Source organism: Paenibacillus tyrphae, assembly GCF_000722545.1.
Taxonomy (GTDB): Bacteria; Bacillota; Bacilli; order Paenibacillales; family NBRC-103111; genus Paenibacillus_G; species Paenibacillus_G tyrfis.
The window spans coordinates 1-20,760 of record NZ_JNVM01000030.1 but is presented as its reverse complement, the minus strand read 5'-3'; the positions used below and the strand labels follow the sequence as shown (position 1 = coordinate 20,760).

Genomic DNA, 20,760 nt, shown 5'->3' with positions numbered 1-20,760 from the left:
CAATCTTAATACTGCAACAGCGAAAATACTTCGATCCCGTCCAACTTCTCCCGTCCGTTAAGCTCCAAAAGCTCGATCAGGAACGCCGCCCCGACCACTTCTCCGCCTAACTGCTTGACCAGGTTGATCGAAGTTGCAATCGTGCCCCCTGTGGCCAGCAAGTCGTCGGCGATCAGCACTTTTTGGCCCGGAGCAATCGCATCGTCATGCATCGCAAGCTTGTCTTTGCCATATTCCAGTGCGTAATCCGCTTCAATCGTCGCCCCCGGCAGCTTTCCGCTTTTGCGGATCGGCACGAAGCCGACTCCCAGTGCGATCGCGAGCGGCGCACCGATCACGAAACCGCGCGCTTCCGGTCCAGCGATGCAATCGATCTCTTTGTCCTTCAAATGACGGGCAAGCTCTTCAATAACGGCTTTGTAGGCTTGTCCGTCTCTCAGCAATGTCGTGATGTCCTTAAAGCTGATTCCCGGCTGTGGGAAGTCTTCGATAACGCGAATATAATCTTTGAAGTTCATACAATTTCCTCCATCATGGAATGGTTTGGTTCCGTTCCCCTCAGAAGCTTCAAACGAAGCTCCTTTGCGGAGCAGTACAGAAGCTCCTGCTCTACGTCCGGCCGTTTCGAACGGCTGCGGTAAAGCAGCGAGACGGATAAATCTTTTTTCTCGGAGGAGGGCACAACCCTGTACCCCTCCCCTTCCGGCTCGATCAAGCCAAGCTCGGTAAAAACATCCAATATAAAACGGACGAGATGCGGCGAAAGCGCGCAACGTCTTGCGATCGCCTGGACAATCTGGTCGCCTGCGGACCGGTTTGCGGCTTCCGGCCGCAATGCCATGACGGCGCCGTATACGGCTTTGAACATCTCACGGCCCGGCATGATGCTGCCTTGCTTATCCTCTTCGGTGCCTCCGAACGCAGCGTAATACCGCTGCGCAGAGGACGCTTCGGCGGCCAGCGCGTGCAACTGCTCCATCCTCTGCGGGAGGGAGTAAATGAACACGTCCGAAGCCCCCGATAACGGCGTAAGTTCTGCGTGCTCGTTCGTAGGCCGAAACTGGCCGTGAATGTCGGCACACCACAGTGTGTATCGGGCAGAAGGCGATTGGAGCGAAACCGGAATCGCCTCTCCAAATACGATGACGGCAGGCGAAGAGTCATGCTGCCCCGAATGATGCCGTTCTAGCCGTTCGCACAGCTCCGCAAGCTTCTTTTCCGGCTTCGGAGCCCCTCGCCAATCGAACAGCTGTATTTCCGGCACGCGCACGTCCTGGATCATAATTTGCGGACGGCGTACTCCGTTCCATTCGTTGATAGATAACTCCCCGAGCACTTCAAGTTGTGCCGACGGCGATATCCATTCCGCCAAAGAAGCTTTGCCGAATCCGACCCCATCCATGGCGGCCGCCGTCTCGTCCTGCGCAGACCGGAGAGACAGCTTCAAATGCTGCTGCTCCTTGCCCATCGTTCGCATGTCATTTAAAGCAAGATCGCCGAACACGAAACGTGGGGACGGGTTCCCCATCCCGAACGGTCCAAGCCGCTCCAACTGTCCGATGCTTTCCAAGGTTACGTCGCTGAAATCGCAGACCAGATCCGCATCCAGCTGCGGTATGTAATCGTCCGGCGTCAGCCATTCTTTCGCCAACTGCTCCAACCGAAGGCCGAGTTCCGGCAAATGTGCCCTTGCAAGCGTCATACCCGCCGCCATCGGATGACCGCCGTAATGATCCATGATATCGGAACAATGCGTTAAGGCGCGGTACATGTCGAAGCCGGCGATCGAACGCGCAGAGCCTTTGGCCATACCGGTTTCCGGATCAATGCCCAAAATAATGGTCGGCCGGTAAAAGCGGTCGACGATCTTGGAGGCAACGATGCCGATCACACCGACGTTCCATTCTTCGTGAGCCAGTACGATAGCATCGGGCAGTCCGCCGTTCGCTTTGCGTTTTTCGACCATATCTACGGCCTGCTTGGCCATTTCGTCGACAATGCGCTGCCGTTCCTTGTTCAGCTGATCCAGCTCGAATGCCAACTGATCCGCTTCCTGTTCGCTCGTCGTTGTCAGCAGCCTGACCGCCGTGTCCGCGCTGAGCAGACGGCCGCTTGCATTGATGCGGGGCGCCAGGGCAAACCCGATATGCGTAGAGGTTACCTCCCGAACCGGAATGCCGGCTATTTCCAGCAGCGATCGAATACCATAATTCGATGTCGATCTCATCCGTTCCAAGCCTTGCTTCACAATAATCCGGTTTTCGTCCGTCAGCAGCATAAGATCGGCTACCGTACCGATGGCTGCAAACTCCAGCAGCTCCTCGGGCCAACGGCCGAGCAGCGCTTGTGCGAGCTTAAGCGCGACGCCTACCCCTGCAAGCTGCTTGTAAGGGTATGGACAACCCGGCTTTTTCGGGTTGATCAATACGTAAGCGTCCGGGAGCACCTCCGGCGGTTCATGGTGATCCGTGACGATGACATCGATTCCCAGAGCGTTCGCATACGCGATTTCCTTCACGGCGCTGATGCCGGTATCGACCGTTACGATCAGCCCGACGCCCTGCTCCTTCGCCGCGTCAAGCGCAGCGGTATTGAGACCGTAGCCTTCCTGAACACGGTGCGGAATGTAATAATCGAACGTGCAGCCGAGCTGCCGCAGCAGGTGAACCATCAGCGTCGTGCTGCTGACACCGTCCGCATCGTAATCGCCGTAGATGCGAATATGTTCCCCGTTGTCGATCGCTTTTCGAATTCGTTCCACCGCTTGTTCCATACCATCTAAAAGGAACGGATCGTACGTCTGATCCGTTCCTCCGTTTAAAAAATGAGCGGCTTGCGTGGAATCTGTTATTCCCCGGACAACGAGCAGGCTTGAAATGATCGGCGGCAAATTAAGCTCCTCCGCCAACCTTTCAGCCGCTTTGCCGTCTGCCGCACCGATATTCCATCTTGCCTTCGCCTGAAGCATGACGGCCGTTCCCCCTATTCCTCTTAATGAAGCAGCGTAGGCATATCGTCGGGCTCCGAATCCGCACTCTTGTACGGATAACCTGCATCGTACGGATTGACGTGAACGAACACGTCGGAAACGTGCAGGAACCGTTTCATGAGCGTATGCTTGACGATTTTGGCAATATCATGCCCTTCCTGGATCGAGATGCGCGGATTGACGCTGATTTTCACGTCGACAATGACATAATGGCCGTGTTCCCGCGCCCGCAGTTGATCCACAGCAATTACGCCTTTAATGCGCTGTACCGTTTCAAGCAAATCTGCCGCATCCTCTTGATGCAGTACGTGGTCCATCGTGCTGTGAACGGAATCCATCAACAAACGGTATCCCATTCGCAGCACCATGACCGCGACGACCAAACCCGCAATCGGGTCCAAATAATACAGGTAAGCAATTCCGAAATAGGAACCGAGCATCGCGCCCCCGACGCCGACAAAAGCGGCAATCGAAGAATAAACATCGGAGCGGTGCTCCCAAGCATTAGCGATCAGGGCTTGACTGGCCAGCTTCTTCCCAAGCCGGAACTTGTATTGAAACATCGCTTCTTTGACAATGATGGACAAGATGAGCACCGTCAGCGCGAAGCCTTCCGGCGGTTCATGCACGCCGCCATAGATCGATTTCACGGCCGAAATGCCGATTTCCACGCCGACCACAAGCAGCAGCACCGATAAAATAATGGCCGCTATCGGCTCCGCCTTGCCGTGTCCGTACGGATGATCCTCGTCGGGAGGCCGCTTGGCCGTGCGAAGCCCGATCAGCACTGCAACCGATCCTACGACATCCGACGCCGAATGGAACGCATCGGCCATTAATGCTTTACTGTTGGCCATATAGCCGGTTACGCCTTTTAGAAGGGCCAGGGCAAGATTTCCTGCTATGCCGATCCATGCGCCCGCTGCCGCTTGCTTGTAACGTTCCTCCGTCATGGGCCACTCCTCCATGAGATTGATAGAAAGGCCGCGGAAACTTGCCGTTTCGCGCGGCCGGCCGCAGATGAACCATGGCTTCGGTAAAAGCGGTTCTTACGCTTTCGCTGCAGAGCTCTTTTTCGAGCCGATCGATTTGCTTTTCAGATCGTACCAGAGCGGACCTGCAATAAAGATGGAAGAATAAGCGCCGCTGGTCAGACCGACGATCTTCGCAAGCGCGAAGAGTTGAATGGAAGGACTGCCGAGCACAAGCAAACAAACGGCGGCAATCAATACCGTAAGGACCGTATTGATATTCCTTGTCATCGTCTGCCAGATGCTGTCGTTCAATAAGTTCGCCAAATCGTCCGGCGTCTTCAGCTTGGCAAAGCGCAGATTTTCGCGAACCCGGTCAAAGACGACGATTTTATCGTTAATCGAATAACCGATCGTGGTGAGCACCGCTGCCATAAACGGCAAGTTTACTTCCAGCCGGAATATCGCGAACACGCTGATGACCAAAAAGGCATCGTGCAGAATCGCAATAATCGAAGCAATCGCGAACCGCCACTCGAAGCGAATCGTGATATAGAGACAGATGGCCAAGCTGGCTACCCCGATCGCCATGAGCGCTTTATTGCGAAGCTCCATCGCCATATCCGGCGTAACGGTATTGACTTCCTGCGATACGCCGTTGCCGTAGGTTGCCTTGAATTTCTCCAGAACTTGCTTCTGGGCTGCTTCGGGCAAGATATCATTAAATCTCATGGACAGGCGGTTGTTGTTGTCCCCGCCAAGGGTCATCACACCGGCTTCGACGCCGACGCTTTTGAGCAGTTCTTCGGCTTTGGCTTTATCCATCGCTTGTCCGGCCGATATGTCCATAGACGTACCTGCCCGGAATTCTACCCCGTAGTTCAGACCGCTGACCGACAAGACGACGGCGCCGATGATACAGACGAGAAGCGATATGATATAGAACGTTTTGCGATGTTTGACAAAATCAAAAAGTATTTTAGTTTTAGAGTTCACGGATTTCCGACTCCTTTACGCCAAAATAGACCGGCTTCTTGAACAAATTGCTTCGGATGAGCAGCAAGGTCAAAAACCGCGCAAAGAAGACGTTCGTGATCACACTAAGCACGACGCTGAGCATCGTCGTAAGCGCAAATCCGCGGATGGCTCCGTTCCCGATGTAAAACAAGACAAAGCCGGAAATGATGTTCGTAATATTGGCATCCATAATCGTTCTGAACGAATGCTTCGAGCCTGCCTTCATCGAGGAAAGGATGCTCTTGCCGCTGCGGATTTCTTCTTTGATCCGTTCCGCGGTAATGATGTTCGCATCGACCGCCATCCCGATCCCGAGAATAAATGCTGCGATCCCCGGCAGAGTCAGCGTCGCATGAATCCAGTCGAATACGACGAGCAGCAGCCAAGAGTAGGTGATGATCGATATCGAGGCGACAAGGCCCGGTAGCCGGTAAAAGATCAGCATGAAAAGCAGGATCAGCACGGAACCGACAAGGCCGGCTTTAACCGTTTCCTGCAGGGACAATTGACCAAGCGTAGCGCCTACGCTCTGCGTATATTTCTCGGTAAGCTTCAACGGAAGCGCGCCGAGGTTGATCGTATCTTTCAGCTTGTTGGCTTCGTCATACGTATAATTGCCCGAGATGGTCGCTTTGCCATCGGTCAGCACCTGCTGTACGATCGGCGCGGACAGCTGGGTCTCGTCCAAATAAATGGCAAGCGGTTTACCGAGCAGCTTCTCCGTGACCTTGCGGAATTTCTCCTTATCCTTGACTTCGATCGAAATCATTGGACGGTTCTGCTGGTCGAAACCGACTTTGGCAGCGCCCTCTACGAAGTCGCTCCCCAGCATTTCCTTCGTGCCGTCCGGCCCGCGGAACGTCAGCTGTGCAGGCTCTTTAATGATCTTTCTTACTTCCTCTTCATTCGACACTCCGGCCAGCTTCACGCGAATTCGGTCGCTTCCCTCGGTTGTTACTTCCGGCTCTGCAATCCCGAGGCTATCGGCCCGTTTCTCCAGACTGATCGCGGTTTGCTTGAGCGATTCGGGAGTAACCGGCTTCCCGGGCTCAATCGGCTCCACAACGTACAAAATCTCAAAGCCGCCTTTCAAATCAAGCCCCAGCTTCACTTGTCTGACAAGCTGCGGACTCGTCACTCCGATCGCGGCAAAGACGATCAGCACGATAGCGAAAAAAGCGACGATTCTTTTGATGTCCATAAAAGTCTCCTTCCATACTCAATATTCCTATTATACCTACGTGCGAAAAACGAGTCAATTTGCCTCTTTTTTCCTTTCTGTAAAGACGGGCGCAAAAAAGAAGCCCGCTCGCTAGCGATGGGCATCCTTATATATGCTCATGGTCATCCAGTTCATGAACTGCGTCGCCTTCAAAGATAAAATATCGTTGACGATACGGTGCAGCGGAGGAACGCCGGTCTTATGGTATTTGTCACTGACACACTCCCATATCTCCTCTCCTGTCACCTGCTCGTAACCGATCATGCGGAACTCCTCGGCTTTGCTCCGGCAAATCTCCTCGATGACCCGGCTGAGCTCCTCGTCATTCATGGGCTCTTCTTCCGGTTCAGGGTCCGGTTCCGATTCCATGTGCTTCATCCAAAGCTCCGGTAGATTGCCCGCTTCGGGTTCGCACTCCTCGTCTTGTTCCTGAGCCGAGGCCGAACCGATCTCCTGCTGAGGCTCACCCGGCTTCGGATCGGCCGCTCCTTCTTCCTCAAGCAAATGCAAGTCCGAAATCGGCTCTTCCGCCAACTCGCCGGTCCCCCTCTCCGAGTAAAAAAGCTCCATATATGGGACCGGTTCCGTAGGCGGCTTTTCGGCTGCAGCTTCCCGCGCCCCGTCTTCTTCCGGATACCGAGACTCAGAGCTGCCCGCTCTCTCGTTCCCGGCTTCCGGCCCTGTTTCCGGAGCGGAGGCGGCGTCTTGCTCCAATCCCGCTTCCATGGAATCTTGACCCTTGCCGTCGCTGCGATCCTGTTTCCAACTGTCGTTTTCCATCTTGCAACCCTCCCGCGTGCGCAGCCTCGTTATTGTACCTATTCGCTGTACCGAAGCGTTTTCCTGCCATTTGTGCCTGCGTCGCGCTCTAAAAATTGTTGCATGCTCTTGGACAGGTTGTGCATATCCATTAATAACGAACGGGAATACAAGCCCATCCAGAAAGAAAGAAGGTCGGTCCCTTGACAAAACAATCGTTTATCCAAGGAACGCTCATCCTCCTTGCAGCAGGCATCGTCAACCGCATCCTTGGCTTCATTCCCCGGATTACGCTTCCGCGGGTGATCGGCCCGGAAGGAATCGGCCTTTATCAAATGGGGTGGCCGTTTCTCATCGTCATTCTTACGATCGTCACCGGAGGCATCCCGGTCGCGGTAGCCAAATTGATCGCTGCTGCCGAAGCCGAAGGCAACGCGACCCGTGTCCGCACGATCTTTCGGGTAGCGCTAGCCCTGGCGACCGTCATCAGCTTTGTCTTCACGGCCGTCATCGTCCTCGGCGCCCGCTGGATTACCGACCATCTGTTCACGGACTCCCGGGTATACTACACGTTCCTATGTATGACGCCGATCATCCCGCTCGTCGGCATATCAGCCGTATTCCGCGGGTATTTTCAAGGACGGCAGGACATGATTCCGACGGCGCTGTCCCAGGTTGTCGAGACGCTCGTCCGCATCGTTACCGTGCTCGCCTTTGCATTCATGCTGCTGCCTTACGGCATCGAGTTTGCCGCCGCGGGAGCGATGATCGGCGTCATGGTCGGCGAGCTGAGCGCCCTGCTCGTTCTGGTGCTGCTATACCGGCATAACCGGTCGCAGCGGCTGGCGCATCACCGGGCAACGACCGGAGCTCGACGGTCGCTCAACCGCTTCGAGAGCCTGAAGAGTCTTCTGGAGTTAGCCGTGCCCGTCACCGGAAGTAAGCTGGTCGGCTCCGGCTCTTATTTTCTCGAATCGATTCTGATCATTCAAAGCCTCGCTGTTGCAGGCGTGGCAACCGGTGTGGCGACGGCGCAGTATGGAGCATTGCAAGGCATGATTATTCCGGTGCTGATGCTGCCTAGCGCACTTACCTTTTCCCTCGCGGTCTCGCTTATCCCGTCCTTGTCCGAGGCGGCGGCCAAGAACGACATGAAAACCATCCATATGCGGCTGCACCAATCGCTGAAGCTCGCATTGGTGACGGGCGCCCCCTTTGCCGTACTGATGTACGTGCTGGCAGAGCCGATTTGCCAGTATATGTACGGACAGCCCGGGGTCGGGGCGATGCTTCGGATGATGGCGCCCGCGGCGCTTTTCATTTATTTTCAGGCGCCGCTACAATCGACCCTCCAAGCGCTCGAAAGACCCGGAAGCGCACTGATCAATACGCTCGTCGGGTCCATCGTTAAGCTGACGCTGATTTATTTCTTGGCCAGCCGGCCGGAATTCGGCATCTTGGGGGCGGTTGTCGCCATCAGTGTGAATATCATGCTCGTTACCTTGCTGCATTGGAACAGCGTCGTGCGCCTGCTTCAGTTTCGGATGCAGGCCGGAGATTTCCTGAAAGTCGGAATAAGTATGGCGGTCGCCGGCTTCGCCAGCTATGTCGTAATGTATACCCATTGGATCGCCAGCGGCTTTACCCGTTTTGCCTTCTCCTGCCTGACGGGAGTTATCGTTTATCTGCTGATCGCCATGCTGCTTAAACTCATTAACCGCGACGACGTTTTCCGAATTTTATGGCTTGGCAAACGGATTGTGAAATAACGGAGGCGCCAGCTCATCTTTTTTTGTCGATAAACCAGCGGCCCCGATGATCGATGGAACAAAAAAATACGTCCTTGAAATCTTTGACTCCCTTATCCTGAAGCTGGCTCTTGAGCCAAAACCGGGTTTGGCCGAGCTTGGCCAAGTTTTCGTCCTGTACTTTACCGTCCATAATGAGCGGCAAAGGAAGTCCCTCGTAACGAAACGACGGCGGCTTTTCGCCGGGCGGTTCCGTCTCTTGCTTTTTTTCCACCACGGTTAGCTTGCCTGACGATTCGAGAAGGGCAAATTCCACATCGGCAAGGTTTGTCACTTTATTCTCTCTCAATTGCAGCAGCAGATCGTCCAAATTGTATAGCTGACGCTTCATTTCCTTCCGGTTCAGCTTGCCGTTCTGAATAATGGGGGAAGGCTTGCCTTCAAACAAGCGGCGCAGCTTCTCGTTTTTCAACGAAACAAAAGCAATGGTCAACTGAACCACGACCAGCGTTGCCATGGGAAGAATTCCGTCGAGCAAAGGCTTCTTGATATCTTCCAGCACGAACACGGCAATTTCCGCGATCATGATGGAAATGACGAGGTCAAAAACCGACAGCTTGCCGATCTCCCTTTTTCCCATAATGCGCAGGGTAAAAAAAACGATCGCATAGATCAGGATGGTGCGAAAAAAAAGCGTCAGTAGATCCATGGACTCGGCCTCCCCGATTGCAGTTCAATGCCTATTGTAGCCTCGGGGAACGATTGTCATGCGGGTGAATTGCTGGTAACAAATCGATGCTTCCGCAGCCGAAGAAGCTGTACTATTTCGGTGTACATGCCCATACAATGGGAAATAGAATGGCTTGGAACAGGAGGTCAAGAGGGATGATGAAAAGTTCACCCTTATTTGCCGGCTTGGTGTATGCCGTAGCGTTCATGCTGGTCGGGACGCTGCTCGCTTCGCTTGTATTGCTGGGAACGAATATTCCGGAGAAATCGTGGCTGAGCGCGACGCTGTTTATTCACGGAATCGCCATGCTGGTGGGGGGCGCGGTATCGGGCAAGCGCAGCGGCAGCAAAGGCTGGTACCATGGGGGACTCCTGGGGGCAATGTACACTGTGGTCGTATGGATGATTGGATTTTTGGCGTACGATGCAGGCTTTTCCAAGGAGATGCTGGGGCTGGCGGTAGTAGCTTTGCTGGCCGGGGCGCTGGGCGGGATGATCGGCATCAATTTGAAGAAATGAACCGGACCGCCGGTCCAATTGAACACGGCCCCCTTCCGGAACGGAAACAAAAAAGCGAGATCTCTTGAACCCGCCGGAATCCGGATGGAACGAGACCTCGCTTGTTTGCATTCGTAGCGAAACACAGTGGAAAAAACTATTTACCTTCGGAAGCCGCCGCGGAAGTTGTAACCGTATTAATGGCCGAACGCTCGAAGGTCAGCTTCGTGACGTCGTTCACCCGCAGGACGATCGTATCGTCCGTAATCTCCAGGATCGTGCCGTGAAGGCCCCCGATCGTAACGACCTTATCCCCTTTTTTCAAGTTGCTCAGCATCATGTTGCGAGTCTTTTGACGTTTTTGCTGAGGGCGGATAAGTAAGAAATAAAGAACGACGAACATCAGGACGAGCGGGCCGTAAGTCACGAGATATCCCTCGATCCCCGGAGCCGCCGCCGTTTCATTTGCCGCTAACCACATTTGTCTGATTCCCCCCTTTCTACAAATTTTCTCTATGTATACCATATGGTAAGTCCGGTGAACCCGAAGCAGTTGCGCTCCAGATTCACCGGGCTTTTAGAACCCTTTGCTGTTCTCGTCGATGCCGTATTTGGCGAAAAATTCGTCGCGGAAATCAAGCAGCCGGTCTTCACGGATCGCTTGACGCACCCCGCGCATCAGCTCCAGAAGGAAATGAAGATTATGGTATGTCGTCAGCCGGATGCCAAACGTTTCGTCGGCTTTGATCAGATGGCGGATGTAAGCCCGCGAATAGTTACGGCACGTATAGCAGGAGCACTCCGGATCGAGCGGACCGAAGTCTTCGGCAAACTTCGCATTGCGGACAACCAGCCGGCCTTCACTCGTCATGACGGTGCCGTTGCGGGCAATGCGGGTCGGCAGCACGCAGTCGAACATGTCAATGCCGCGGATCGATCCTTCCACCAAAGCGTCCGGCGACCCTACGCCCATCAGATAGCGCGGTTTATGGGTAGGCAGATAAGGAACGGTGTAGTCGAGCACCTCATACATCAGAGGCTTCGGCTCGCCTACGCTGAGTCCCCCAATAGCATACCCCGGGAAATCCATGGAAGTCAACTCAAGCGCGCTCTGCTTGCGCAAATCTTCGTACATGCCGCCCTGGACGATCGCGAATAACGCCTGATCGTTCGGCCGGGCGTGTGCTTTCAGACACCGTTCCGCCCAGCGGGTCGTCCGTTCGAGCGATTGCTTGGCGTAGCTGTGCTCCGCCGGATAAGGCGGGCATTCGTCGAAGGCCATCATGATATCCGAGCCGAGTGCATTTTGAATCTCGATCGATTTCTCCGGCGAAATGAACAGCTTGTCCCCGTTCAAATGGGAGCGGAACTGTACGCCTTCCTCGCTGATTTTGCGCATCTCGCTCAAGCTGAATACTTGAAAGCCCCCGCTGTCCGTCAGAATCGGACGGTCCCAGTTCATGAAGCGGTGCAGTCCTCCCGCTTTTTTCACAATCTCATGGCCGGGACGCAGGAATAAATGATACGTGTTGCTCAAAATAATATGCGCATCCATCTGCTTCAGCTCTTCGGGGCTCATCGTCTTCACGGTAGCTTGGGTACCGACAGGCATAAAAGCGGGCGTTTCGATCACCCCGTGAGGCGTATGCACCCGGCCCAGCCTCGCGCCGGATTGCTTGCAGGTCTTGATATGCTCATAGGTAACGGCCAATCCAATCACTTCTTTCTTTTCCGGTCAATTTTTCCTTATTCAATGAATGAACATCGCGTCGCCGAAGCTGAAAAAGCGGTACTCCCGCTCGACGGCTTCACGGTAAGCGGCGAGCACGTTCTCCCGCCCGGCGAGCGCGCTGATCAGCATAAGCAGCGTCGATTTAGGCAGATGGAAGTTGGTTAGCAGCGCATCGACAATGCGGAACCGGTAACCGGGATAAATGAAAATTCCCGTCCAACCGCTTCCCGCTTGCAGCATGCCGTCTTCACCCGCAGCCGTTTCCAGCGTCCGGGCCGAAGTCGTCCCTACCGCAACCACCCGTCCGCCTTTTCGCTTGACGGCATTGACAAGTTCGGCGGTTTCTGCGGATACTTCGTAATACTCTTCGTGCATCTCGTGCTGTTCGACGGTCTCGACCCCGACGGGACGGAACGTTCCCAGTCCGACATGAAGTGTAACATACGCTAATTGTATCCCTTTTTGTTCCAGCCGATTCAAATAGTCCTGCGTGAAATGAAGACCCGCCGTAGGTGCTGCGGCCGAGCCTTGGTGCTTCGCATACACCGTCTGGTACCGCTCGCGCTCCGGCAACTGCTCTTTAATATATGGCGGCAGCGGCATATGTCCCAAGCGGTCGAGCAGCTCGTTAAAAATGCCTTCGTAGCTGAAGCGCAGCGCCCGGCTGCCCATGTCGCCTTCGGATTCGACGGTAGCGACGAGCAGCGGCGGCTCCGCATCTCCGCCCGCTTCTGATGGAGCACCGCCCCCAAAATGCAGCACGGTCCCTGTCTTCAAACGCTTCGCCGGGCGGACGAGCGCTTCCCAGCAGTCCCCTTCAAGCTGTTTGAGCAGCAGCACTTCGGCTTTGGCCCCCGTGTCCGCCTTCACTCCGAACAGCCTGGCCGGAATGACCCGCGTATCGTTAAGCACGAGCACGTCTCCCGCCTCAAGATACCGTTCCAATTGTTCAAATGTATGGTGACCGATTTCCCCCGTTCGTTTATCCAGCGTGAGCAGGCGCGAGGCCGTCCGATCCGGAAGCGGCGTCTGCGCAATGAGCGATTCGGGTAAATGGTAGTCGAACAAGTCCACTTGCATGATACGTTTCATCCTTCTGTAGGTTTCATATTTAGTTCAATTTTTTTATGCTGCCCGAAAATGGCCGTCGTTCCTCAGGACCTCAAGGAGCGGCTTTCTGAATGGAGACACCCGTGTAATACGTCAGCAAAATTTTCTGGTAATCGTAACCAAGCTCGGCGTAGCCTTTGGCGCCCCACTGAGACATCCCCAGCCCGTGACCGTAGCCGGTGCCTTTGAAAAAAAACTGCGGGTCCCGGGTAGCCAGCCGCACTTTGCCTTGCGCATCCATCACAAAGAGCTGATCGTCGGTTTGTTTTCCCTTTCCGCCGCTGCCTGCGACAACGACGGGCTGAGAGGCCGAGGTCTGGCTTCGAGTCGCCCCCCCTGCTCCCAATATAGTATAGCGTCCCGTTTCTTCAATATCAAACCGGGTGCTGGGCAGGCCACCGAGCATCGTGCGGAGCGAATCCGGATAAGCGGCTTTGAGCGGCTGCCCGTTCGCCGTTACTTCTATTGCGCGGCCAGACGCTCCTCTTTTCGATACTTCAAGCCGGTTTAACGCCCCGCCCGTATAAGACGCGCCAAGCTTTTCCTTTAGCTTCGTCCCATCGTAAGGGCCGCGAATCCAAGAGTAAGCGTTCGATTCGACCTCTTGGCCGATAACGACGAACCGATCCCCGATGTCCACCTTGAACGCTGTCGGGTTGGCCGCATTGTCAACGTAAGGTGCGGGCCGGACGCTCACGCCGGTTGCCGTCGACTCATAATAAGGCAAGCCGGCCGGATTTTTTTGCCCCGTCGCCCTTGCGTAGTCGGAGTGGATATAGCCGGTATTGCCGTTCGGCAGGACGATCCGGTACCATACTTTCTTGCCTGCCTGAGCGCCTTCGTCCGGGGACTTTTGGCTCTGCAAATACGGCACTTCGTTGCCCCATACTTCGGCCGGAGCCGCAGTCATTCCCCCTGCATTGGAGTAATACAGCGGATTGATCAATCCGTTCTTATCTACGACCACTTCGCCTTGCGTCGCTTGCACCGCTTGCTGCGCGGCGGCGAACTCTACCGCCACTCCTTTATAGGCCTGATCGGTAGTCGTGTCGGTAACGTGCGCAATCTGGTATTTGACGCCCTGCTTGAGCGCAAATGTGCGCGCGGCGACAGCCTGCGCCTTCAACGCTTCCAAAGGCCATTCTTTACTCATCTCGGAGCCGAGGACCGACACGAGATACTGCTCAAGAGGCAGCTCGTTGACGACGGCCAGCTTGCCGTTGAACCGGGACAGCTCGATCCCCCCGCGGTAGGCGCGGTCGAACCGCTCGCGAATGGTGACGCCGCCCTGCGCATCTGCCGCCGCAGCCCACAGCTTTGCTCCTCCGCTGAAGGCGAAGGCCGCTAGCGGTCCCCCGGCGCTCTCGCCGCCCATGTCAAGCTCGCTGCGCTTCAGCACGTAGCTCTGCGCAGGGTCCACCGGCGTAAGCGCCACGGTCGGCAGTGCGGCCGCGATCTGCGCCTTCAGCGCTTGCAGCGCCGCATTGTCCGCGGCTTCGCCGACGAACACGGCGTAGCCGGCTTCGGTCAGCGCCACGTCGGCGTCGAACCCCGCCTGCGACAGCGCTACCGCCTGCGCATTCGCCTCCGCCTCGCCGGCGAAGCTGCCCGCGCTCCAGCGCAGCGGCCCGCCGACGGTAGCGCCAGATTGACCAGCGGCGGCTGATGCTGCCGCTTCCTTCGTGGCGAACGGGCCTACATAGGCCCGGTACGCCGACAAGCCCCGCTTCACGCGCTGTACCACGCCTGCGGTGGCTCCACCAGCCGCCAGCTTTTGCGCCTGCGAACGCGCGGCCGTAACGTCGCCGGTCTCCGGCAGCTGCGCGTAATAGCCGTCCGCAAAGACGCGAACCGGCGTTTTTGCCGCCGCTTGATGAACCGGCTTCACCCCGGCGGCCCCGCGCAAGCCGAGCTGCAGACCGGTGTCTGCCGACAGTGTAACTGCGGCGGCCGGACTAACATATTTGCCGGTATCGATAAATAACGCGACACGAACATTGTCGAGCTTCGGCACCGATACTGCACCGTAAGCGGCAGGCAGCACGCCTCCTGCCGGTCCCGCTAAGCCGATTGCTGCCGCAAGCAGCAGCGCTGCGGGCATCTTCATTCCTGATCTTAAGCGACGCGCCGCCCGCCCTACGGGAGCTTGTCCCATAGAGTCGAGCGGCCGTTTCGTTTTATGCATAAACCGCCGATTCCCCTCTCTTGACGGAACCGCCGATGCTTCCGCTTAAGAGCGGCTTGGCATCGGCAGCCCGAGATGTTTGCACGCGCTCGGCGTTACCATTCGTCCCCGGGGCGTCCGCTGCAAAAATCCGATTTGCAGCAAATACGGCTCGTACACGTCTTCAATAGTTTGACTTTCCTCTCCGATCGATGCGGCAATCGTATCCAACCCGACCGGACCGCCCTGAAAGCTTAAAATGATGGCCCGCAGCATCTTATGGTCGATCTCGTCGAGTCCCAGCGGATCGACTTGAATGCTCGACAGCGCCGCCTGCGTAATGTCGAGCGTAATGATGCCGTCGCCCTTCACTTGGGCAAAGTCGCGCACCCGCTTGAGCAGCCGGTTTGCGATCCGCGGCGTCCCGCGCGAGCGCATCCCGATTTCCCGGGACGCTTCGCCTACGATCTGAACCTGCAGCAGATCAGCAGTCCGGCTGACGATATAAGACAGCTCGTCGACCGTATAATATTCCAGCCGGCTGACGACGCCGAACCGGTCGCGAAGCGGCGCCGAAAGCAGCCCGACGCGCGTCGTCGCGCCCACCAGCGTAAACGGCGGCAGGTCAAGCCTCACCGAACGGGCGCTCGGCCCTTTGCCGATGATGATATCGAGAGCGTAATCCTCCATCGCCGGATACAGCACCTCTTCTACCGTTCGGTGAAGCCGGTGAATTTCATCGATGAAGAGCACGTCATTTTCCTGCAGGTTGGTCAAGATGGCCGCCAGATCGCCCGGGCGTTCGATTGCCGGTCCCGAGGTCGTCCGCAGATTGACCCCGAGCTCGTTGGCGATAATATTCGAAAGCGTCGTCTTGCCAAGGCCCGGAGGTCCGTACAGCAGTACGTGATCCAGCGCTTCCTTGCGCATTTTGGCCGCTTCGATATATATTTTTAAATTTTCCTTCGCCTGGGCCTGACCGATATATTCAGCCAAATACCGCGGACGCAGGCTGAATTCCATCCCTTGATCCTCCATCATCAGATGCGCCGAGATGATGCGGTCTTCCATGTTGCGCCTCTCCTTCCTGTCGGCTGCCCGCCAAGGCGGACGCCGCCTGCCGCGTCAAGTTTCCACACGGCTTATTTCATCAGCGACTGCTGAAACAGCGCCTGCAGCGCAAGCTTCGTTACCGCATCGGCCGTCTCGTCGCCCTTCAGCTTCGGCTTGACGGTTTGCCCCGCCCGGTCCGCCTCGGCTTCGGTATAGCCCAGCGCAAGCAGCGCCGCCTTCGCCTCGCCCCAAGCGCCGCTTGCCGTCGGCCCTGCCGCGGCAATTTCCAACAAGCCAAAGCCGGAACCGTCCGCCTCGGCCGAAGTCCATGCGCCCAGCTTATCTTTCAGGTCGAGCACCATGCGCTGCGCCGTCTTTTTCCCGATGCCCGGCAGCTTGGTCAAGAACGAAAGATTCTCCTGCCCGATGGCCGCCGCGATCACTTCGGGGCGTCCTCCTGCCAGTACGCCGATGGCTACCTTCGGCCCGATGCCGTTCACATCGAGCAGCAGCCGGAACAACGACTGCTCTTCCCTCGACGAAAAGCCGAACAGCAGGTGAGCGTCTTCCCGTACATGGTAGTGAATGTACATTGTCACTTCGGCGCCGTCCTTACCGGCTCCTACCGCATACGGATTGGCGCAAAAAACGCGGTAGCCGACACCGCGTACGTCCAGCACCACATATTCCGTTTCACGGTGCGCCACCGTCCCTCTTAAAAAGTCGATCATCGCTTGTAAGCTCCGTTCAATTTTTGTTGTAATCCCGAAGAATGGGCATGGCATATGGCTACTGCCAACGCATCCGCCACGTCATCGGGCTTCGGTACGGCAGATAAATGCAGAAACATTTTAACCATTTCCTGCACCTGCTTCTTCTCCGCTTTCCCGTAGCCGACGATCGCCTGCTTTACCTGCAAAGGGGTATACTCGGCAATCGGCAGCCCTTGCTGGACCGCCGCCAGCATCAGTACGCCGCGGGCTTGCCCGACGGTGAGCGCCGTCGTGACGTTCCGGTTAAAGAACAGCTTTTCGATTGCGACCGCATCGGGCTTGTATTTCTCGATAAGCTGCACCGTCGCTTCATATACTTGTTTTAGCCGCAAGGCATCTTCCGTACCGGCTTGCGTCTGGATCGATCCGTATTGGACGGGAACCAGCTTATGACCTTGTTTATCGATAAACCCGAAGCCGACGATGGCGATCCCCGGGTCAATGCCTAAAATCCGCAAGACGCGCACTCCCCCATTCGCTTTCCCATACTGCGGCTCTCGGACCGCAAGAAGCGAACATATGTATTCACCTGCCATTATAGCAGATTATCCCTTCCATGAACACGGCAAAAAGTCCGCCCGGCCTCCAGTGCCGCAGTGGACTTCGTCGCATTTCATTATAGGGCGCCTCCCTTCTATGGGGATGGCGTCACTTGCATCGCTTTCTCCGTTTCTTCTATCGCATAATCGCTCAGGGTCGAGAGCACGCTGTTATAATCGGCCAAATCCCTTATCCGAACCCCCTGATAAAGCTGCTTCACCGTCTCCCGGGGCAGGCTGCTTTCCAAATGTCGGATGTTCAGTTGAAAAAACGTTCGCAGGACGTTTTGGCCTCCCGACCCCGGCACCCCTTCGAACAACGACAAGTTGCCCTTGGCGTCCAGCCCGAAATAAGCGTTGTTTTTGCACTGCGGGGATAAGTCGTCCACCTTCTCGATGAAATAAACCCGGTTTGCATTCCCAAGACTAACGGTCATCGACGGATGAGTTTTGTGGTAGGCCAAAATGTCGGCTGCGTTCATAATGCCGATCCGCTGCAGCTCTTCGCCGCAAACATACGATTTTTTTACAAAAGCATCCCTTTGCCCGCTCAAATCTTTTATCATCGCACGCACTTCTTCCTCCGGCTGCACATAGGCTTCGACGGCGCGGCTGAAGACGGACTGTTCCTGACCTTGCGGACTACTTTTGTCATATAGCGAGCCGCGCAGCATCCACGCACCCGCAGCGAACAAGCCGGCTGCAAGCAAAACGACAGCCAGATTCAGCCAACGGCGTTTCAGACGCAGCTTTTTTTTCAATTGCTTCTTTAACTGATTCCAAAAGCCGAGCAACATCATGGCGATCCCCTTCTGTCTGTGGTGTTTTGAAATACCTGAAGCCTTTTTACTATTTTTCCCATGGGGATCGACGTTTATACTTTTTCCATGTATACTATGTTGCATACCAACAGCGGAAAGGAAGGGCGGTTGTTTATGCATCCTCTAGTCAAAGAAATTTGGGCGTGGGTTCGTTCTATTGCCGCCGCTTTCGCACTGACGCTTGTGATCGGCATCTTCGTGTTCCAACCGACCAATGTGTTGGGCCATTCGATGGACCCTACGCTGCATAACGAGCAGCGCATCTATGTATCCAAGCTGTCGCATACGTTCCGCTATGCGCCGAAGTACGGAGATATCGTTATTATCGACAGCAGGGTGGAACGGGAGCGCACGCTCAAGGACGACGTGCTGGAACACCCGCTGCTGAAGTTCATTCGCGGGAGCGAGGACCCGAATATGTACGTCAAACGGGTCATCGGCAAGCCTGGGGACGTACTGGAGCTCAAAAACAATAAAGTATACCGTAACGGGGAGCCGCTGGAGGAATCGTACTTGAACGAACCGATGCAGGTACTAGGCGAGCACCAGTGGACGGTCCCCGAAGGCCACATCTTCGTTATGGGAGATAACCGAAATCACAGCAAAGACAGCCGGGAAATCGGCTTTATTCCGCTAGACCATGTGTTGGGCATCAAGATGTGACGCCATCATAAAAAAACAGCCGGAGGCATAGGCTTCCGGCTGTTTTTTTGTATTTAGTTACCGAGCCAAGGTACGGGTTTTCTCGGTTTCGCCGAACGAACCGCCTGTCGGCGATTGCGCTCAATCAAACTGCTGAGCGCGGCACGCGCCGAGCTTTTCTTCTTTTTCCGTTTCGGGGGGCTAGCTGCTTTAAGCTCGGACGGGGTACCGGTTTGCGAAATGACCGCCTTTTCGGATCCAGCGCTCTCGCCCGATTCCTCCTCGCCTTCTCTCCCCTTATCGTCTACCGGCGGCTGCCCCCAAGGATAGGGGCTTCCGTACGGAGACATCGCAGGGCTTACATAACCCGGATACGACGGAAACTCCGGGTATCCGTGGAACGGAACGACCGGTTCGCAGAACATAGGACCCGGACCGGCAAACGGCATGAGCGGGTATTCGTCCATCGGGTGGCCATAGGGCTGGAACGGACCGGGGATATTCGGCTGTGGCATAGACGGCTCAAACGAAATCGGCGCTGTTTGGGACCATAGAGGCATATAAGAAGCCTGCTCAGGCATCTGCGCAAAGGAAGGCGATTCCGGCGGCAACGCGTACGGCAAATCCGCCAGCCCCCCTCCGCAGCCGCAGCCGCTTTTAACAACCGGCGGTTGACCGGTAGATAAAGACGGGTATGCCGGAGGCGCTGCCGGGGCCGTAAAATATGGCATCGTCCCTGTACTGGGCATTTGCGGAATCGGCGGAAGCTCCGGTTCCTTCCAATCGTTTTCTTTGCCTTTGCCGTAGGGCTGCTGCGGCTGCTGAGCCAAAGCTTCGACAGCGGGAACATTGTATTGCTGGAACAAAGACTCTGAAGGCTGTTGCAGCTGGGATCCAAACTGAAACGGTTGGTACCCGGGCTGCGGCTGAGCGACTTCATACGGATTTAGAGCTGACTCGCTTGGCTTGCTCTTCTGCGCCGCTTGGAACGGCTGTGGTGCCTCGTACGCCTGCGGCTTCTGCGCTGCGCTAAACGGCTGCGGCATCGGGCCCGGCTTGCCCTTCTGCGCCGTTTGGAACGGCTGTGACACCTCGTACGCCTGCGGCATCTGCGCTGCGCTAAACGGCTGCGGCATCGGGCCCGGCTTGCCCTTCTGCGCCGCTTGGAACGGCTGTGGAGCTTCGTACGCCTGCGGCATCTGCGCTGCGCCAAACGGCTGCGGCATCGGGCCCGGCTTCTCCTTCTGCGCCGCTTGGAACGGTTGTGGTGCCTCGTACGCCTGCGGCATCTGCGCTGCGCCAAACGGCTGCGGCATCGGGCCCGGCTTGCCCTTCTGCGCCGCTTGGAACGGCTGTGGTGCCTCGTACGCCTGCGGCATCTGCGCTGCGCCAAACGGCTGCGGCATCGGGCCCGGCTTGCCCTTCTGCGCCGCTTGGAACGGCTGTGGTGCCTCGTACGGCTGCGGCTTCTGCGCTGCGCTAAACGGCTGCGGCATCGGGCTCGGCTTCTCCTTCTGCGCCGCTTGGAACGGTTGTGGAGCCTCGTATGCCTGCGGCATCTGCGCTGCGCCAAACGGCTGCGGCATCGGTTCCGGCTTTCCTTTCTGCGCCGCTTGGAACGGTTGTGGAGCCTCGTTCGATGCCGCTTGGAACGGCTGTGGTGTTTGGAATGATTGTTGTTCCATTGTGGGGAAAGTTGGTATAGGAGCTATATTGGATGACAATACGGCTTCCTGCTTGCCCTGTGGCTGAATCGAGAATGGTGCGACGTTGGGCTGTGGGATACTCGGCTGTACCGAATACGGCATCACATTTGGCGCTGGCATATTCGGCTCCACCGAATACGGCATCACATTCGGCGCTGGCATATTCGGCTGTACCGAATACGGCATCACGTTCGGCTCCGGCATATTCGGCTGCACCGAATACGGCATCACGTTCGGCTCCGGCATATTCGGCTGCACCGAATACGGCATCACGTTCGGCTCCGGCA

At 56.3% G+C, this 20,760-nt stretch carries 19 protein-coding genes; 3 read left to right on the top strand and 16 right to left on the bottom strand.

Going from position 1 to position 20,760, the window contains the following annotated elements:
* Positions 1-5 precede the first annotated feature (5 nt).
* From ET33_RS27915 to ET33_RS40470, 6 genes are all read right to left on the bottom strand, one after another.
* Positions 6-518: an adenine phosphoribosyltransferase gene (locus tag ET33_RS27915; RefSeq protein ID WP_036689938.1), complete on the bottom strand. Its 513-nt coding sequence runs from the start codon at positions 516-518 to the stop codon at positions 6-8.
* The gene (gene recJ / locus ET33_RS27910) at positions 515-2,968 is read right to left on the bottom strand and encodes a single-stranded-DNA-specific exonuclease RecJ (RefSeq protein WP_036689937.1); all 2,454 of its coding nucleotides are present in this window, start codon (positions 2,966-2,968) and stop codon (positions 515-517) included. Before recJ ends, ET33_RS27915 begins: the two co-directional genes overlap by 4 nt.
* A gap of 23 nt (positions 2,969-2,991) precedes the next feature.
* Entirely contained in the window at positions 2,992-3,942 is a 951-nt protein-coding gene (locus ET33_RS27905; RefSeq protein ID WP_036689936.1) for a cation diffusion facilitator family transporter, read from the bottom strand.
* Positions 3,943-4,038: 96 nt separating this feature from the next.
* The gene (gene secF / locus ET33_RS37840) at positions 4,039-4,956 is read right to left on the bottom strand and encodes a protein translocase subunit SecF (protein ID WP_081890540.1); all 918 of its coding nucleotides are present in this window, start codon (positions 4,954-4,956) and stop codon (positions 4,039-4,041) included.
* Entirely contained in the window at positions 4,946-6,178 is a 1,233-nt protein-coding gene (gene secD, locus ET33_RS37835; protein ID WP_081890539.1) for a protein translocase subunit SecD, read from the bottom strand. The genes secF and secD overlap by 11 nt, the downstream gene beginning before the upstream one ends.
* 111 nt (positions 6,179-6,289) lie before the next feature.
* Complete coding sequence (locus tag ET33_RS40470; protein ID WP_036689935.1) at positions 6,290-6,979, bottom strand: post-transcriptional regulator; 690 nt, start codon at positions 6,977-6,979, stop codon at positions 6,290-6,292.
* A gap of 182 nt (positions 6,980-7,161) precedes the next feature.
* Between ET33_RS40470 and spoVB the strand changes: the two genes are divergently transcribed.
* Complete coding sequence (gene spoVB, locus ET33_RS27890) at positions 7,162-8,727, top strand: stage V sporulation protein B (protein ID WP_036689934.1); 1,566 nt, start codon at positions 7,162-7,164, stop codon at positions 8,725-8,727.
* A 13-nt stretch (positions 8,728-8,740) separates the two neighbouring features.
* Here spoVB and ET33_RS27885 read toward each other — a convergent pair whose 3' ends face one another.
* On the bottom strand, positions 8,741-9,415 hold the full coding sequence (locus ET33_RS27885; RefSeq protein ID WP_036689933.1) for a DUF421 domain-containing protein: 675 nt from the start codon (positions 9,413-9,415) through the stop codon (positions 8,741-8,743).
* Positions 9,416-9,591: 176 nt separating this feature from the next.
* Between ET33_RS27885 and ET33_RS27880 the strand changes: the two genes are divergently transcribed.
* The gene (locus tag ET33_RS27880) at positions 9,592-9,954 is read left to right on the top strand and encodes a TIGR04086 family membrane protein (protein ID WP_235206836.1); all 363 of its coding nucleotides are present in this window, start codon (positions 9,592-9,594) and stop codon (positions 9,952-9,954) included.
* 136 nt (positions 9,955-10,090) lie between these two features.
* On the opposite strand, the gene yajC is transcribed toward ET33_RS27880, so the two are convergent.
* The 8 genes from yajC to ET33_RS27840 all read right to left on the bottom strand — a co-directional run bounded on the left by yajC (position 10,091) and on the right by ET33_RS27840 (position 18,104).
* A complete protein-coding gene (gene yajC, locus ET33_RS27875; RefSeq protein ID WP_010498684.1) occupies positions 10,091-10,414 on the bottom strand; it encodes a preprotein translocase subunit YajC in 324 nt (107 codons plus the stop codon).
* A 96-nt stretch (positions 10,415-10,510) separates the two neighbouring features.
* Entirely contained in the window at positions 10,511-11,650 is a 1,140-nt protein-coding gene (tgt, locus tag ET33_RS27870) for a tRNA guanosine(34) transglycosylase Tgt (protein WP_085978520.1), read from the bottom strand.
* 33 nt (positions 11,651-11,683) lie between these two features.
* Entirely contained in the window at positions 11,684-12,745 is a 1,062-nt protein-coding gene (queA, locus tag ET33_RS27865; RefSeq protein WP_036689931.1) for a tRNA preQ1(34) S-adenosylmethionine ribosyltransferase-isomerase QueA, read from the bottom strand.
* An 82-nt stretch (positions 12,746-12,827) separates the two neighbouring features.
* Positions 12,828-14,960, bottom strand: a complete 2,133-nt coding sequence (locus ET33_RS27860) for a SpoIID/LytB domain-containing protein (RefSeq protein ID WP_235206835.1) — start codon at positions 14,958-14,960, stop codon at positions 12,828-12,830.
* Between the two features lie 45 nt (positions 14,961-15,005).
* Positions 15,006-16,010 (bottom strand): Holliday junction branch migration DNA helicase RuvB, encoded by a 1,005-nt coding sequence (gene ruvB, locus ET33_RS27855; RefSeq protein ID WP_010498666.1) that lies wholly within the window; start codon positions 16,008-16,010, stop codon positions 15,006-15,008.
* Positions 16,011-16,081: 71 nt separating this feature from the next.
* On the bottom strand, positions 16,082-16,723 hold the full coding sequence (ruvA, locus tag ET33_RS27850) for a Holliday junction branch migration protein RuvA (RefSeq protein WP_036689930.1): 642 nt from the start codon (positions 16,721-16,723) through the stop codon (positions 16,082-16,084).
* Complete coding sequence (ruvC, locus tag ET33_RS27845; RefSeq protein WP_036689929.1) at positions 16,720-17,223, bottom strand: crossover junction endodeoxyribonuclease RuvC; 504 nt, start codon at positions 17,221-17,223, stop codon at positions 16,720-16,722. The genes ruvA and ruvC overlap by 4 nt, the downstream gene beginning before the upstream one ends.
* Before the next feature lie 176 nt (positions 17,224-17,399).
* The gene (locus ET33_RS27840) at positions 17,400-18,104 is read right to left on the bottom strand and encodes a BofC C-terminal domain-containing protein (RefSeq protein WP_036689928.1); all 705 of its coding nucleotides are present in this window, start codon (positions 18,102-18,104) and stop codon (positions 17,400-17,402) included.
* A gap of 135 nt (positions 18,105-18,239) precedes the next feature.
* On the opposite strand from ET33_RS27840, the gene lepB reads away from it, so the two are divergent.
* A complete protein-coding gene (gene lepB, locus ET33_RS27835; protein ID WP_036689927.1) occupies positions 18,240-18,788 on the top strand; it encodes a signal peptidase I in 549 nt (182 codons plus the stop codon).
* A 53-nt stretch (positions 18,789-18,841) separates the two neighbouring features.
* Here the strand turns inward: lepB and ET33_RS39030 are convergent.
* A partial coding sequence (locus ET33_RS39030) for a hypothetical protein (RefSeq protein ID WP_036689926.1) occupies positions 18,842-20,760 on the bottom strand: 1,919 nt, incomplete at its 5' end.